Origin of the sequence: Streptomyces sp. GSL17-111 (genome assembly GCF_037911585.1) — a bacterium.
Taxonomy (GTDB): Bacteria; Actinomycetota; Actinomycetes; order Streptomycetales; family Streptomycetaceae; genus Streptomyces.
This window is the reverse complement of the sequence record NZ_JBAJNS010000001.1, coordinates 984498-999720: the sequence shown is the minus strand read 5'-3', so window position 1 is coordinate 999720 and position 15223 is coordinate 984498. Positions and strand designations below refer to the sequence as shown.

The window sequence follows — 15223 nt, the reverse complement described above, 5'->3', positions numbered from 1 at the left end:
CCCGCCCAGCAGCCCCGATCCGTCCCGGCCGGCGCCGCCGCAGGCCCCCGTGAGCGGCCCGGAGGGTGCATGGCCGGGCCCCGGGCGGCGAGAGGGTCCCCCGGGCGCCCGGCGGGCGCCCGGGCCGCGAGAGGGGCACCGGAGGGCCGTGGCGGCCCGGGCGCGGCCCGTGGCGGCCCCCGGAGCGCCGCTACCGGCCGATGACGCGCGGGCCGCGGTGTACGTCGCGGTCCATCGCAGCGCCGCCTTCCGGGAGGTCCGCCGTCGGCACCGGCGTTTCGTGTTCCCCGCCACGGCGCTGTTCCTCGCGTGGTATCTGGCCTACCTCGTCGCCGCCACGTCCGCGCCCGAGCTGATGAGCACCCCCGTGGGCGGTGGCCCGGTCAACGTGGGGCTGCTCGCCGGGCTCGGCCAGTTCCTCACGACGGCCCTGCTGACGTGCGCGTACGCCTGGCACGCGCGCCTGCGCCGGGACCGGGCCGCCCTGGACCTGCGGTGGGAGACGCAGCAGCTCACCCGGGAGGCCGTCCGGTGAACTGGCACGACGACCGCCTGCCCGCACTCGTCCTCGTCACCGTCTTCGTCGCCGTCACCCTGGCGGTCACGACCTGGGCGGCCCACCGCCGTCAGGGGACGCCGGAGGAGTTCTACGCCGGCGGCCGGTTGTTCTCCCCCGTGGAGAACGGTTTCGCCATCGCGGGCGACTACATGTCCGCCGCGTCCTTCCTCGGCATCTCGGGGCTCATCGCGCTCTACGGGTACGACGGCATGGTCTACGCGGTCGGATTCCTGGTGGCCTGGCTCCTCGTGCTCTTCCTCGTCGCGGAGCTCGTGCGGAACTGCGGACGCTTCACCCTCGCCGACGTGCTGGTCTCGCGGCTGCGCGAGCGCCCGGTCCGGGTCGCGTCCGGCACCGCGTCGGTGCTGGTCTCGCTGCTCTACCTGGTGGCCCAGATGGTCGGCGCGGGGACGCTCGTGGCCCTGCTCCTCGGCGACACCGGACCCGACGTGCGGACGTGGACGGTCGTCGGCGTGGGCGCGCTGATGATCGTGTACGTCGCCTTCGGCGGTATGCGGGGCACCACCTGGATCCAGATCATCAAGGCCGTACTCCTCATGGGCGGTGCCCTCACCCTGACCGCCCTCGTCCTGCTGCGCTTCGGCGGCGACCCGGCTTCCCTCCTCACCGGGGCCGCCGAACGCAGCGGGTACGGCGACGCGTTCCTGGGCCCGGGGCTGCTCTTCGGGGAGTCCTGGGTATCCCGAGCCGACCTCATCAGCCTCGGGCTGGCGCTCGTCCTCGGCACGGCCGGGCTGCCGCACATCCTCGCCCGCTTCTACACGGTGCCCACGGCCCGGGCCGCTCGCCGCTCGGTGATGTGGGCCGTCGGTCTCATCGGGGGCTTCTACCTGATGACGATCGTGCTCGGCTTCGGCGCGGCGGCGCTGCTGGGGCCGGACACGGTCCGGGCGGACAACGCCGCGGGCAACACGGCCGTGCCGCTCCTCGCCCGGTTCCTGGGCGGTGGCGTGGGCACGACCGGCGGCACGGTGCTGTTCGCGGTCGTCGCGGCGATCGCGTTCGCCACGATCCTCGCCGTCGTCGCGGGCATCACGCTCGCCTCCTCGGCGGCCATCGCCCACGACCTGTACGGTTCGCTCGCCCGGCGGCGCGGGCGGCGCCGGCTCGGGGAGGTGACCGTGGCGCGGCTGGCGGCCATCGGGATCGGAGCGCTGGCCATCGGGCTCGGTCTCCTCGCCCGCAACCTGAACGTGGCGTTCCTCGTGGGCCTGGCGTTCGCTGTGGCCGCCTCGGCCAACCTGCCGGTGCTGCTCTACACGCTCTTCTGGCGCCGCTTCACCACCCGTGGCGCCCTGTGGGCGGTGTACGGGGGCCTGCTCCCGGCCATCGCCCTGGTGACGCTCTCCCCGGTGGTCTCGGGCAGCCCGGACGCCCTTCTCCCGGGCCTGAACTTCGCCTGGTTCCCGCTCCAGAACCCCGGGATCGTCTCGATCCCGCTCGGTTTCCTCGCGGGGTGGCTCGGCACCGTCTCCGGACGGGGGCGGCCGGACCCGTACCGGCACGCGGAGACGGAGGTGCGGGCGCTGACCGGGGCGGGCGCGGTGTGAGCTGCGCCGCAGCCCCTGACCGGACCCTCAGCCCAGCCGCGAGACGGCGAGGACGTGTTCCCGGGGCTGGGGGCCGGGCACGGCTCCGCAGCTCGCGGCGACCTCGGCGCCCGCCTCCGTGACGCCGTCCACGCGCCAGGTGCGCCCGTCCCGGTGGGTCACGACGACGGACCACCGTGGACCGGGTTCCACCGGGTCCACGAGCGTCAGTGCCTCCGCGTCGTCCTCACCGGTCAGTTCGCGCACGGCCAGCTCCGCGGCCTGCCCCGCACGCCCCCAGGCGGAGCGCCCCCGGCAGCGCTCGGTGACGACCCGGCCCCGGCGGACGGAGGCCAGCACGTCCTTGACCGAGGGGGCGTCCGCGCGGCCGTAGGCGTAGCCGTACGGCAGCACCAGCAGGGTGGGGGAGAAGCGGTGACCGCCGATATGCGTGATCTCCCAGACGCCGACGCCGCCGGAGGCCGCCAACTCGTCCGCCAGGGGGCGGCCGAGCAGGGCGCAGCAGCGGTCGCGCCGTCCGTTGGTGCACACCAGCGCCAGCGGGTCGCCCCGGTACGGTTCCCCGACACCGCCGTGCTCGCCGCGCCCGAGCGCCGCGAAGTCCAGCCCGGCGCAGGCGGCCGGGTCCGTGGTCCACCAGGTCCGTATCCAGGAGCGGCCCGGCACGGTGTGGGCGGCGAACACGCGCAGCCGCGGAGCGCCACCGAGATCCGCGTGCCGTCCGGGGCGCCGGATGAGGGCCACGCGGACCCCCGTGCCCGCGCCGGCGGCGGCCAGCGCGCGCCCGGCCTTCCGGTCCAGTCGGCTGGCGGTCAGCGCGTCAGCCCCCCACGGCCCCGGCTGCTCCAGGAGCAACCAGGTCCGCGCGGTCGCGGCGGTGGCCGCGAGCGGTTCGGCCCGCTCCCGGGAGGCGATCGCACACGTTCTCACAGAGGTGAGCCTAACCTCCGCTACGATCGGCTGCCGTTTCCCCCGGACCCGGCCGTCGGACGTCGGTGCCGTGGTCCCGTACGAGAAAGGGCACCGGTGGCCCCACGTCGCATCCCCGTCATCGTCCTCGCGGGCTTCCTCGGCTCCGGCAAGACGACGTTGCTGAACCACCTGCTCCGCAACCGCCGCGGCGTTCGCATCGGTGCGGTCGTCAACGACTTCGGCTCCATCGAGATCGACGCGATGACGGTATCCGGACAGGTCGACTCGATGGTCTCGCTCGGCGACGGTTGCCTGTGCTGCGCGGTGGACACCGAGGACCTGGACGGTGTGCTGGACGCCCTGGCCCGCCCGGCGGCCGGTATCGACCTCATCGTCATCGAGGCGAGCGGGCTGGCGGAGCCGCAGACGCTGATCCGCATGCTCCTGGCCAGCTCCGATCCGCGCATCGTCTACGGCGGGCTAATCGAGGTCGTGGACGCCGCCGAGTTCGACGCGGTGCGCCGCCGCCACCCGGAGCTGGAGCGGCACGTGCGCGTGGCCGACCTCGTCGTGCTGAACAAGACCGACCGCGTGTCGGCGCGGGACCGCGAGGGGCTGCTGGCCACCCTGACGTCGCTGGCCGACGGCACGCCCGTCGTCGCCGCCTCCCACGGACGGATCGACCCCGCGCTCCTCTTCGACCCGGACGACGCCCGTGACGAGGGAGTGCGCCAGCTCTCCTTCGAGGACCTGTACGCCGAGGATCCGGACCACCCGGACCACCCCGGCCGGGCCGCCGCCGATCACACGCACCTGCACGAGGCCTACCAGACGCTGTCCTTCACCTGCGAGGAGCCGCTCGGCCCGCGCCGCCTCCTCGCCTTCCTCGACGCGCGCCCGGCCGGGCTCTACCGGATGAAGGGCCACGTCCACCTCGGGGGCGAGGGCGCGGGGCAGCGCTGGACCGTCCACGCGGTCGGCGCGTTTCTGCGCTTCTTCCCGGAGCCCTGGCCGGCGGGGGAGCCGCGCCGCACCCAGCTCGTCCTGATCGGCTCGGGGCTGGACACGCGGGCTCTGCGGCAGGGCCTTGAGGCCTGCGCCGGGCCGGGGCCCGGGGACGACGACCCCAGCGCCCTGTGGGGCGTCCTGCGCTATGTGGACGCTCCGGACGAGGGCGCCCCGGAGACCGAGGAGCCCGCCGCGTACGGCGAACCCGAGCCCCGCGAAGAACCCGTCTGAGGCCGCCCCCGCCCGGCCCGGGGGCCGGGCGGGGGCGCCCTGGGCCCGGACGGCTCGGATCAGACGGGACCGCCGATCACCGCGACGGGGCCGGGCAGCGGTACCCCGGATCCGTCCCGGCGCGGATCGATCTCGGGAAGCTCCGCCGGAGCGCCGGTCTTCGTGGCGGCCCGGGCGGGCGCGTGGCCGGCCCAGGCCAGCACCAGCCGTTCCTCGCCCTTCAGGAACCGCTGGCAGCGGACGCCGCCGGTGGCCCGGCCCTTGCGCGGGTACTGGTCGAAGGGCGTCAGCTTGGCCGTGCCCAGGGTGTCGTCCAAGGTGCCCTCCGCCCCCGCCGCCGTGAAGACGACGGCGTCGGCGGCCGGATCGACGGCGGTGAACGAGATGACCTGCGCGCCGGCGCCGAGTTTGACGCCGCTCATGCCGCCCGCGGCCCGGCCCTGCGGGCGGACCTGCCCGGCCGGATACCGCAGCAGTTGGGCCTCGTCGGTGATGAACACCAGGTCCTCGTCCCCCGTGCGCAGTTCGACGGCTCCGACGACCCGGTCGCCCTCCCGGAGCGAGATGACCTCCAACTCGTCCTTGTTCGCCGGGTAGTCCGGCACGACGCGTTTCACCACCCCGTGCCGGGTGCCGAGGGCGAGGCCCGGGGAGGACTCGTCCAGCGTCGTCAGGCACAGCAGCGACTCGCCGTCCTCCAGCGTCAGGAACTCCGTCAGCTTCGCGCCGCCGGCCAGGTTGGGCGTGGTCGCGGAGGCGGGCAGTTGGGGCAGGTCGATGACGGACAGCCGCAGCAGCCGGCCGGCGGACGTCACGGCTCCGACCTCGCCCCGCGCGGTCGCGGGGACGGCGGAGACGATGACGTCGTGCTTGGTGCGCTTGGCGTCCTGGTCGAAGACGGCGTCCACGGAGGCGGTGCGCGCGAGCAGCCCCGTGGAGGAGAGCAGCACGCGGCACGGGTCGTCTGCGACCTCCAGCGGGACGGTGGCCACGGGCGCACCGGCCGACTCCAGCAGGACGGTCCGCCGGGGGGTGCCGTACGTCTTCGCGACGGCGGCCAGCTCCGTGGAGACGAGCTTGCGCAGCTCGGCGTCGGACTCCAGGATGCGGGTCAGCTCCTCGATCTCCTGCCCCAGCCGGTCCCGCTCGCTCTCCAGCTCCAGCCGGTCGAAGCGGGTGAGGCGGCGCAGCGGCGTGTCGAGGATGTACTGGGTCTGGACGTCCGAGAGGCCGAAGCGCGCGATCAGCCCCTCCTTGGCCTGCGCCGCGTTGTCACTCGACCGGATGATGCCGATGACCTCGTCGATGTCGACGAGCGCGACGAGCAGACCCTCCACGAGGTGCAGCCGGTCCTGCCGCTTGCCGCGCCGGAAGGCGCTGCGCCGCCGTACGACCTCGAACCGGTGGTCGACGTAGACCTCCAGCAGCTCCTTCAGCCCGAGCGTGAGCGGCTGGCCGTCCACCAGGGCCACGTTGTTGATGCCGAAGGACTCCTCCATCGGCGTCAGCTTGTAGAGCTGCTCCAGGACGGCCTCGGGGTGGAAGCCGTTCTTGATCTCGATGACGAGCCGCAGCCCGTGCTGGCGGTCGGTGAGGTCCTTGACGTCGGCGATGCCCTGCAGCCGCTTGGCGTTGACCAGGTCCTTGATCTTGGAGATGACCTTCTCCGGGCCGACGGTGAAGGGCAGTTCCGTGACGATCAGGCCCTTGCGCCGTGCCGTGACCTGCTCCACCTCGGCGGTGGCCCGGATGCGGAAGGTGCCGCGGCCCTTGGCGTAGGCGTCCTTGACGCCGTCGAGCCCCACGATCCGTCCACCCGTGGGCAGATCGGGACCGGGCACGTACCGCATCAGGGTCTCCAGGTCCGCGCCCGGATGCTTGATGAGGTGCCGCGCCGCCGCGATGATCTCGCTCAGGTTGTGCGGCGGCATGTTGGTGGCCATGCCCACCGCGATGCCGGACGCCCCGTTGACCAGGAGGTTCGGGTAGGCGGCCGGCAGGGCGACCGGCTCCTGTTCGCTTCCGTCGTAGTTGGGGGCGAAGTCGACGGTCTCCTCGTCGATCGACTCGGTCATCAGACCGGCGGCCGAGGCGCTGCGGCACTCGGTGTACCGCATGGCGGCGGGCGGGTCGTCGTTGCCGAGCGAGCCGAAGTTCCCGTGGCCGTCCACCAGGGGCAGGCGCATGGAGAACGGCTGCGCCATGCGCACGAGCGCGTCGTAGATGGCGGAGTCCCCGTGTGGGTGGAGCTTGCCCATCACCTCACCCACCACGCGCGCGCACTTGACGTACGAGCGCTCCGGGCGGAGCCCCATCTCGTGCATCTGGTAGAGGATGCGCCGGTGAACCGGCTTCAGCCCGTCCCGCGCGTCGGGAAGGGCGCGCGAGTAGATCACCGAGTAGGCGTACTCCAGGAAGGAGCCCTGCATCTCGTCGACGACGTCGATGTCGAGGATGCGCTCCTCGAAATCCTCCGGCGGCGGGGTCTTCGTGCTGCGGCGGGCCATCGCGGCTGCTGCTCCTTCGCAAAACGTACGGTCGCGCCGCCGCGTACGGGCTGGTACGGCCGGGCGCTGAAGCGGATGTGCTGGCACTGACGCGGACCATTGTGGACCCCGGCGCCGACAGGGCGCCGTCCACCCCGCCCGGCAGGGAACTTCACATGGGCCCGCCACGCTTGCATAGAGTGACAGGACTGAGCGGGCCGACCACCCCGGCCAGCCCGGCCGCTCCGCCGGGCGAGGACCGACCGGCGGCACCCGACGACCGTCCGCCGGCCCGCAGACGTCCACCAGCCGCCGTATCGAAGGGACACTTCGCGCATGGGTCACACGGCCACGCCCCCTCCCCCCCAGGGAGTGCTCACAGCAACCGAACACCGGCTTGCGAACGGCCTGCGGGTGGTGCTCTCCGAGGACCACCTGACCCCCGTCGCCGCCGTCTGCCTCTGGTACGACGTCGGTTCCCGGCACGAGGTGAAGGGCCGCACCGGTCTCGCCCACCTCTTCGAGCACCTGATGTTCCAGGGGTCGGCGCAGGTTCCGGGCAACGGGCACTTCGAACTCGTCCAGGGCGTCGGCGGTTCGCTGAACGGCACGACCAGCTTCGAGCGCACCAACTACTTCGAGACCATGCCCGCCCACCAGCTGGAGCTGGCGCTGTGGCTGGAGGCGGACCGCATGGGTTCGCTGCTCGCCGCCCTGGACGAGGAGTCCATGGAGAACCAGCGTGACGTCGTCAAGAACGAACGGCGCCAGCGCTACGACAACGTCCCCTACGGCACGGCCTTCGAGACGCTGGTCGCCATGGCCTACCCCGAGGGCCACCCGTACCACCACACGCCGATCGGCTCCATGGCCGACCTCGACGCCGCCTCGCTGGAGGACGCCCGGCAGTTCTTCCGCACGTACTACGCGCCCAACAACGCCGTGCTGTCCGTCGTCGGCGACATCGATCCCGAGCAGACGCTCGCCTGGATCGAGAAGTACTTCGGCTCGATCCCCGGGCACGACGGCAAACAGCCGCCGCGCGACGGCACGTTGCCCGACGTCATGGGGGAGGAGCCGCGGCGCACGATGCACGAGGACGTGCCCTCCCGCGCCCTGCTCCACGCCTACCGGCTGCCGCACGACGGCACCCGTGAGGCGGACGCCGCCGACCTGGCCTTGACGGCGCTCGGCGGCGGTGAGTCCTCCCGGCTGTACAACCGGCTGGTGCGCAGGGACCGCTCGGCGGTCACGGCGGGCTTCGGCATGCTGCGGCTCGCCGGGGCGCCCTCGCTCGGCTGGCTCGACATCAAGGCGTCGGGGGAGGCGACGGTCGCCGAGATCGAGGCGGCCGTCGACGAGGAGCTGGCACGCTTCGCCGCCGAGGGGCCGAGCCCGGAGGAGCTGGAGCGCGCGCAGGCCCAGCTGGAGCGGGAGTGGCTGGACCGGCTGGCCACCGTCAGCGGGCGCGCGGACGAGCTGTGCCGGTACGCCGTCCTCTTCGGTGACCCGCAGCTCGCCCTCACGGCCGTCCAGCGGGTGCTGGAGGTCACGCCGGAGGAGGTGCGGGCGGTCGCCGCCGCGCGTCTGGGGCGCGACAACCGGGCCGTCCTCGTCTACGAGCCGACGTCCGGGGCGGAGCGGGGCGAAGAGGACGCCACCGAGGTCATCTCCGACGACGCAGCCGACGTGCACCACACCGCGCAGGAAGGGGCCGAGCAGTGAGCGACGCCACCCCCACCATGGAGTTCCACCCGCAGCCGGCCGGCGGCAGCGCGAAGCCGTGGGCCTTCCCGGCCCCCGAGCGCGCCACCCTGCCCAACGGGCTGACGGTGCTGCACTGCCACCGTCCCGGCCAGCAGGTCGTGGCCGTCGAGGTGAACCTCGTCGCCCCCCTGGACGCCGAGCCGCAGGGCCTGGAGGGCGTCTCGACGATCATGGCCCGCGCCCTGAGCGAGGGCACGGACAAGCACTCGGCCGAGGAGTTCGCGGCCGAGCTGGAGCGCTGCGGTGCCACGCTCGACGCGTTCGCCGACCACCCGGGTGTGCGCGTCTCCCTGGAGGTGCCCGTCTCCCGGCTGGCCAAGGGGCTCGGCCTGCTGGCGGACGCCCTGCGCGCTCCGGCGTTCCCCGACGGCGAGGTGTCGCGGCTGGTGGCCAACCGGCTCGACGAGATCCCGCACGAGCTGGCGAACCCGGCCCGTCGCGCCGCGATCGCCATGTCCGGGGAGCTGTTCCCGGACACCTCGCGGATGTCCCGGCCGCGCCAGGGCACCGAGGAGTCCGTCCGGCGTATCGACGCGGCGGCCGTGCGGGCGTTCTACGAGGCGCACGTGCGTCCTGCCGCGGCCACGGTCGTCGTGGTCGGCGATCTCACCGGGGTCGACCTCGCCGGGGCGCTGACCGAGACACTCGGCGCGTGGACGGGCGCGTCCGCGCAGCCGCGGCCCGTGCCGCCGGTCACCGCGGACGACACCGGCCGCGTGGTCATCGTGGACCGCCCCGGGGCGGTCCAGACGCAGCTGCTCATCGGCCGTACCGGCGCCGACCGGCACGACGCCGTGTGGCCCGCCCAGGTCCTCGGCGTCTACTGCCTCGGCGGCACGCTCACCTCCCGCCTCGACCGGGTCCTGCGCGAGGAGAAGGGCTACACCTACGGCGTCCGGGCCTACAGCCAGGTGCTGCGGTCGACGCCCGACGGCAACGGAACGGCCATGCTCGCGATCAGCGGTTCGGTGGCCACCGACGTCACCGGCCCCGCCCTCGCGGACCTGTGGCACGTCCTGCGGACGCTGGCGGCCGAGGGGCTGACCGACGACGAGCGGGACACCGCCGTGCAGAACCTGGTGGGTGTCGCCCCGCTGCGCTACGAGACGGCGGCGGCGGTCGCGGGAACCCTTGCCGACCAGGTGGAGCAGTTCCTCCCCGACGACTTCCAGGCGCGGCTCTACGAGCGGCTGGCCGAGACGGGCACCGTCGAGGCCACGGCGGCGGCGGTGGCGGCCTTCCCCGTCGACCGTCTGGTGACCGTTCTCGTCGGGGACGCCGAGCAGATCGAGGCCCCCGTGCGCGAGCTGAACATCGGGGAGGTCACCGTCGTGCGCGGCGACTGAGCGGTCGCACGGCATTTTTCGGTCACTCTCCGTGCACCCACTGTGCGGCCCCCGGACGCTCCAGGCGGACGGGGGCCGCAGCGTGTTCCCGGGCTCCCAGTGGCCCGCGTCACCCTTCTGACCTGCGAATGTGGCATGTGCGACAAAGTGGCCGATTTTCTTGGCCCGGGCGGGATGTCCGGTTTAGCGTCGTTCGCGTTGCCCGTCTGAAGCGACCACGCCCTGTGGCCGACGTGCAGCGATCGCCGAGTCCCCGCGAGGGGAGCCGGGGACCCACATGTCCTCTGGGGTGAATCGGGCCTGCGCCCGTAGGAGACCTTCCTGCTCCGAACCCGTCAGCTAACCCGGTAGGCGAGAAGGAAGGAAAGGATCACTACCTTCATGGCGTTCAACCGTGCCACCGGCAAGCTGAACCGTCCTGCCCGCGCCGTCCGTCTGGGCACCGCGGTCGCCGCCGTCGCCGTAGGCGTCGCCGGAACCCTCGCCGCGCCCGCCGCGGCGGCCGAGCACCAGAACACCTTCAGTGAGGCCCTCGCGCTGAGCCCGTCCATCGCGGGTCACGTGGCCGACCAGGCCGCCGCGCAGAAGAGCGCCGCGGCCGAGCAGGCCGAGGCGAAGAAGGCCGAGGCGAAGAAGGCGGCCGAGAAGAAGGCCGCTGAGAAGAAGGCCGCTGAGAAGAAGGCGGCGGAGAAGAAGGCCGCCGCCGAGCGCGACGACGCCAAGCGCGCCGACCGGTCCGCGGCCCGTCCCGCCTACGTGGCGCCCGTCAAGGGCGGCGACGTGACCACGCCCTACAAGAGCGGTGGTCAGATGTGGTCGTCCGGCAAGCACAGCGGCATCGACTTCGCCGCCGCCACCGGCACCCCGGTGAACTCCGTCGCCGCCGGCACCGTCGTCACCGCCGGTTGGGGTGGCGCCTACGGCAACAACATCGTCGTCAAGCACAACGACGGGACGTTCACCCAGTACGGTCACCTCTCCGCCATCGGTGTCAGCGTGGGCCAGAGCGTCTCCGCCGGTGCCGAGATAGGCAAGGTCGGCTCGACCGGTAACTCCACCGGCCCGCACCTGCACTTCGAGGCCCGCTCGACCGCCGCCTACGGCTCGGACATGGACCCGGTGAACTACCTCCGGGGCAAGGGCGTGCCCCTCTCCTGACGCGGCGCCCCCGCTCAGGACGGACCCCCGGCCACCCGGCCGGGGGTCCGTCGTTTTTCCGCCTCCTCACCGGGGGCCGTCGGCAGAATGCGAGGAGTGGAATACAGTGCGGGGAAGCGGTACCTGGAAAACGTGGGGATAACGGCGGAGGTCGGGGTATGCGCATTTCCGCGCACACGGTGTGCACGGCGGTTCGGGACGACATCGTGAGCGGTGCCTTCCCGCCGGGTTTCCGGCTGACCGAGGAACTGCTCGCACGCCGCTACGGCGTTTCCCGGGTGCCGGTGCGGGAGGCTCTGCGGGCCCTGGAGTCCGAGGGGTTCGTCACCAGCAGGCGCCACGTGGGGGCCTGCGTGGCCCGGCCGACCGAGCAGGAGGCGGCCGACCTGCTGGACATGCGTGCGCTGCTGGAGCCCCTCGGCGCGGCCCGTGCGGCGCACCGCCGGACGGAGGCGCACCTGAAGGTGCTGCGCGGCCTGGTGCGGCTGGGCCGGGAGCGGGCCGAGCACGGGCACCTCTCCGACCTGCGGCCCCTGGGGGACTGGTTCCACGAGACCCTCGCCCAGGCGTCCGGTACCCCCACGCTGGCCACGGTGCTGGTGCAACTGCGCCGCAAGATCGCCTGGCTCTACGCGGCCGACCGGCAGGACGACCCCTCGGCGACGGACCGCGCCGCCGCCGTGTGGCACGAGCACGGTGCCATCGTCGACGCCGTCGCCCGGCGGGACGCGGAGCGGGCCAGGAGCCTCGCGGCCGCACATGTCGAGCGGGCGGGCGCGATACGCCGTGCCCAGCGGCCGGTGACGGTGAGAACATCGAAACCTGCCGTCAACACGGCGCGTGGCCCCGTTTAACACGGGACGTATACAAAAGCACTCGGGAATGCGCGCCCCACTTCTTTGACGCGTTTCGCCTGGCGCGCCATTTCTCGTGCGTGGCTTTCCGTGCGTGGTTGAGAATCCGGAAGGTGTATTACGCGCCGCGCTTTTCCCGTGCACCCGGTGCGGCTTTTCGGTCCTGCCCGGTTCACACCGTCTCCGGCATCTCCTCCAGCCCTTCACCGACCAGTTTCGCCAGCCGGTCCAGTGCCGCGTCGGCGTCCTCCGCGTCGGAGGCCAGCAGGACCTCATCGCCCTTCTCCGCCCCGAGGCCCAGCACGCCGAGCATGGAGGCGGCGTTCACCGGCGGCCCGTCACCCTTGGCGATGGTGACCGGGACGCCCGTGGCCGTCGCGGCCCGGACGAAGATCGCGGCGGGGCGGGCGTGCAGCCCCTCAGCCCAGCCGACGGTGACGCGACGCTCAGCCATGGTGATGCCCTTCGGTCGTAGCCTGCCGGATCAGCTTCGCACGCGGGCGCGCGGACGGCCGGTCCACCGTCCCGGCCCCGCCCCCGGTCGTGCGGAGCGTTCCACGGGGAGGCACGGGGCGAGCGCGGCGGCACGGCCGCGCCGTACGCTGGGGCGCATGCAGACGCCCCCGGAGCGCGCGTACCCGACCCACTGGGAAGCCGACGTGGTGCTGCGCGACGGCGGGACGGCGCGCGTCCGGCCCATCACCGAGGACGACGCCGACCGCCTGGTCAGCTTCTACGAGCAGGTCTCCGACGAGTCGAAGTACTACCGGTTCTTCGCCCCGTACCCGCGACTGTCCGCCCGTGACGTGCGCCGGTTCACCCAGCACGACTACGTGGACCGGGTGGGCCTGGCCGCGATCGTGGGCGGCGAGTTCATCGCCACCGTCCGGTACGACCGGATCGACGCCACGGGCCGTCCGGCCTCCGCCCCGGCCGACCGCGCCGAGGTCGCCTTCCTCGTGCAGGACGCCCACCAGGGGCGCGGTGTCGCCTCCGCGCTGCTGGAGCACATCGCCGCGTGCGCCAGGGAGCGCGGGGTGCGGCGCTTCACCGCCGAGGTCCTGCCCGCCAACACCAAGATGGCGAAGGTCTTCACCGACGCCGGCTACTCCCAGCAGCGCAGCTTCGAGGACGGGTCCGTCCACCTCACCCTCGACCTCGAACCCACCGAGCGCTCGGTGGCCGTCATGCGGGCCCGCGAGCAGCGGGCCGAGGCGCGTTCGGTCCGGCGGCTCCTGGCGCCCTCGTCAATCGCCGTCGTCGGGGTCCGGCGGCAGCCGGGCGGGGCGGGCCGCACCGTCCTGGAATCGCTGCACAGCGCCGGCTACACCGGGCGCGTGCACGCCGTGAACGAGCGACTCCCCGAAGGCGCTTCGGTGCTGGAGGGGCTGGAGGAGGTGAGCGCGCACCGCTCGGTGCGCGACATCCCGGACCCGGTCGACCTCGCCGTCGTGGCCGTGCCCGCGCCCGCGGTGGACGCCGTGGTCACCGAGTGCGGCGAGCACGGCGTGCAGGGCGTCGTGGTCCTCTCCGCCGACTTCGACCGGGCCGCCCAGCGCGAACTGGTCCGCAAGGCCCGCTCCTACGGCATGCGCCTCATCGGCCCGAACGCCTTCGGCCTCATCAACACGGCCCCCGACGTACGGCTGAACGCCACCCTGGCCAGCCGCACGCCCGAGCGCGGCCGGATCGGGCTGTTCACGCAGTCCGGCGCGATCGGCATCGCCCTCCTCGGCGGGCTCCACCGGCGCGGGACCGGGCCGTCGTCCTTCGTCTCGGCCGGGAACCGGGCCGATGTCTCCGGCAACGACGTCCTGCAGTTCTGGGACGACGACCCGGACACCGACGTCGTCCTCATGTACCTGGAGTCGTTCGGCAACCCGCGCAAGTTCACCCGGCTGGTCCGCCGTACCGCCGTCCGCAAGCCCGTCGTGGTGGTGCGCGGGGCACGGCACAGCGGCAGCGCACCGCCGCCCGGACACGCGGTGCCCGCCATCCGCACCCCGGACGCCACCGTGTCGGTACTGCTGCGGCAGGCCGGCGTCCTGCTCGTGGACACCGTCACCGAGCTGGTGGACACCGGGCTCCAGCTCGCCTTCCAGCCGCTTCCGGCCGGGCCGCGGATCGCCATGCTGGGCAACGCGGAGTCGCTCTGCCTGCTCACCTACGACGCGTGCCTCGCCCAGGGGCTGCGCCCCCGCGATCCCGTCGACCTCACCGCCTCCGCGACCCCCGGGGAGTACCACCGGGCCCTGGCCGAAGCGCTCGCCGATCCCGGCACGGACGCCGTGGTCGTCACCGCGATCCCCTGGGTGGAGGACCAGGGTGCGGAGGAGTTGGCGGACGCGCTGCAGCACGCGGCGGCCGGATCCGGCAAGCCCGTCGCCGTCGTCCACCTGGCCATCGAGGGCCTCGACGACGCCCTGAGCGCCCGCCGCATCCCCGCCTATCCCGCCCCCGAACGGGCCGTCCGGGCGCTCGCCGAGGCGGTCCGCTACGCGCAGTGGCGGCGGGACGCGCAGCGGCCCGGCCGGGTGCCGGAGGAGGACGTCGACGAGGCCGGAGCCGCCGCGGCCGTCTCCCGTGTCCTGTACGGCGCCGCGCGGGAGCCCGACGGGCGGTCCGCGCGCCCGCGCAGCGTCACCCTGAGCGCGCCGGACGCCGCCGCGCTGCTGGGCTGCTACGGCGTCCCCGTGCTGCCGGTGCGCCCGGCGCCCGACCCCGACACCGCCGTGGCGGCGGCCGCCGAGGTGGGGTACCCCGTGGCGCTCAAGACGACGGCGCCGCACCTGCGGCACCGGGCGGATCTCGGCGGGGTGCGGCTGGACATCGTCTCGGAGTCCCAGCTGCGCCGGGTGTACGGCGAGTTCACCGACGCCCTCGGCTCACCCGCCGAGCTGCGCCCGGTCGTGCAGACGATGGTGCCGCGTGGTGTGGACACCGTCGTGCGGGCCGCGGTGGACCCGGCCATCGGGACCGTCCTGTCGTTCGGGCTGGCGGGTCCGCCCTCCGAGCTGCTGGGGGACGTGGCGCACCGCCTCGTGCCCGTCACCGACCGCGAGGCCGCCCAGCTCGTGCGGTCCCTGCGGACGGCGCCCATGCTCTTCGGCTGGCGCGGTGCCGCCCCGGTGGACACCGCCGCGCTGGAGGACCTGCTGCTGCGCGTCTCACGGCTCGTCGACGACCATCCCGAGATCGTCTCCGTGGACCTGGAGCCGGTCGTCGTCGCCGCCCGGGGGCTGACCGTGCTCGACGCCGTCGTCCGGCTCGCCCCGCCTCCCGCCACCACCGACCTCGGGCCCCGCCGGCTCTCCGCGTGGTGACGCCCGCC

Annotated in this window: 11 protein-coding genes and 1 riboswitch; of the genes, 8 read left to right on the top strand and 3 right to left on the bottom strand. The window is 73.6% G+C overall.

The genetic code is table 11. From position 1 onward, the window contains the following. Positions 1-148: 148 nt before the first annotated feature. Together V6D49_RS26180 and V6D49_RS04160 are read left to right on the top strand one after the other, a co-directional pair. A complete protein-coding gene (locus tag V6D49_RS26180) occupies positions 149-535 on the top strand; it encodes a DUF485 domain-containing protein (RefSeq protein WP_445330616.1) in 387 nt (128 codons plus the stop codon). Beyond that, positions 532-2130 carry a solute symporter family protein gene (locus V6D49_RS04160; RefSeq protein ID WP_340557208.1) on the top strand — a complete coding sequence of 533 codons (1599 nt, stop codon included), beginning with the start codon at positions 532-534 and terminating at the stop codon, positions 2128-2130. Before V6D49_RS26180 ends, V6D49_RS04160 begins: the two co-directional genes overlap by 4 nt. A 27-nt stretch (positions 2131-2157) precedes the next feature. Here the strand turns inward: V6D49_RS04160 and V6D49_RS04155 are convergent, their stop codons facing one another. Then, on the bottom strand, positions 2158-3060 hold the full coding sequence (locus V6D49_RS04155; protein WP_340557206.1) for a sucrase ferredoxin: 903 nt from the start codon (positions 3058-3060) through the stop codon (positions 2158-2160). 96 nt (positions 3061-3156) lie between these two features. On the opposite strand from V6D49_RS04155, the gene V6D49_RS04150 reads away from it, so the two are divergent. Continuing rightward, positions 3157-4281: a CobW family GTP-binding protein gene (locus tag V6D49_RS04150; RefSeq protein ID WP_340557204.1), complete on the top strand. Its 1125-nt coding sequence runs from the start codon at positions 3157-3159 to the stop codon at positions 4279-4281. A 59-nt stretch (positions 4282-4340) separates the two neighbouring features. On the opposite strand, the gene V6D49_RS04145 is transcribed toward V6D49_RS04150, so the two are convergent. Next, positions 4341-6788 (bottom strand): DNA gyrase/topoisomerase IV subunit A, encoded by a 2448-nt coding sequence (locus V6D49_RS04145; protein WP_340557202.1) that lies wholly within the window; start codon positions 6786-6788, stop codon positions 4341-4343. A 315-nt stretch (positions 6789-7103) separates the two neighbouring features. Here V6D49_RS04145 and V6D49_RS04140 point away from each other — a divergent pair, with 315 nt between their 5' ends. From V6D49_RS04140 to V6D49_RS04125, 4 genes are all read left to right on the top strand, one after another. Beyond that, positions 7104-8492: a M16 family metallopeptidase gene (locus V6D49_RS04140; protein ID WP_340557200.1), complete on the top strand. Its 1389-nt coding sequence runs from the start codon at positions 7104-7106 to the stop codon at positions 8490-8492. A 17-nt stretch (positions 8493-8509) separates the two neighbouring features. Continuing rightward, complete coding sequence (locus V6D49_RS04135; protein ID WP_340563668.1) at positions 8510-9880, top strand: M16 family metallopeptidase; 1371 nt, start codon at positions 8510-8512, stop codon at positions 9878-9880. A 233-nt stretch (positions 9881-10113) separates the two neighbouring features. Next, a riboswitch (cyclic di-AMP (ydaO/yuaA leader) is annotated at positions 10114-10249 on the top strand. Positions 10250-10261: 12 nt separating this feature from the next. Then, a complete protein-coding gene (locus V6D49_RS04130) occupies positions 10262-11038 on the top strand; it encodes a M23 family metallopeptidase (protein ID WP_340557199.1) in 777 nt (258 codons plus the stop codon). A 158-nt stretch (positions 11039-11196) separates the two neighbouring features. Next, complete coding sequence (locus V6D49_RS04125; RefSeq protein ID WP_340557197.1) at positions 11197-11892, top strand: GntR family transcriptional regulator; 696 nt, start codon at positions 11197-11199, stop codon at positions 11890-11892. A 172-nt stretch (positions 11893-12064) separates the two neighbouring features. Here V6D49_RS04125 and V6D49_RS04120 read toward each other — a convergent pair whose 3' ends face one another. Further along, positions 12065-12346 carry an HPr family phosphocarrier protein gene (locus V6D49_RS04120; protein WP_340557195.1) on the bottom strand — a complete coding sequence of 94 codons (282 nt, stop codon included), beginning with the start codon at positions 12344-12346 and terminating at the stop codon, positions 12065-12067. Between the two features lie 157 nt (positions 12347-12503). Here V6D49_RS04120 and V6D49_RS04115 point away from each other — a divergent pair, with 157 nt between their 5' ends. Further along, positions 12504-15215: a bifunctional acetate--CoA ligase family protein/GNAT family N-acetyltransferase gene (locus V6D49_RS04115; RefSeq protein ID WP_340557194.1), complete on the top strand. Its 2712-nt coding sequence runs from the start codon at positions 12504-12506 to the stop codon at positions 15213-15215. The last annotated feature ends 8 nt before the right edge of the window (positions 15216-15223 follow it).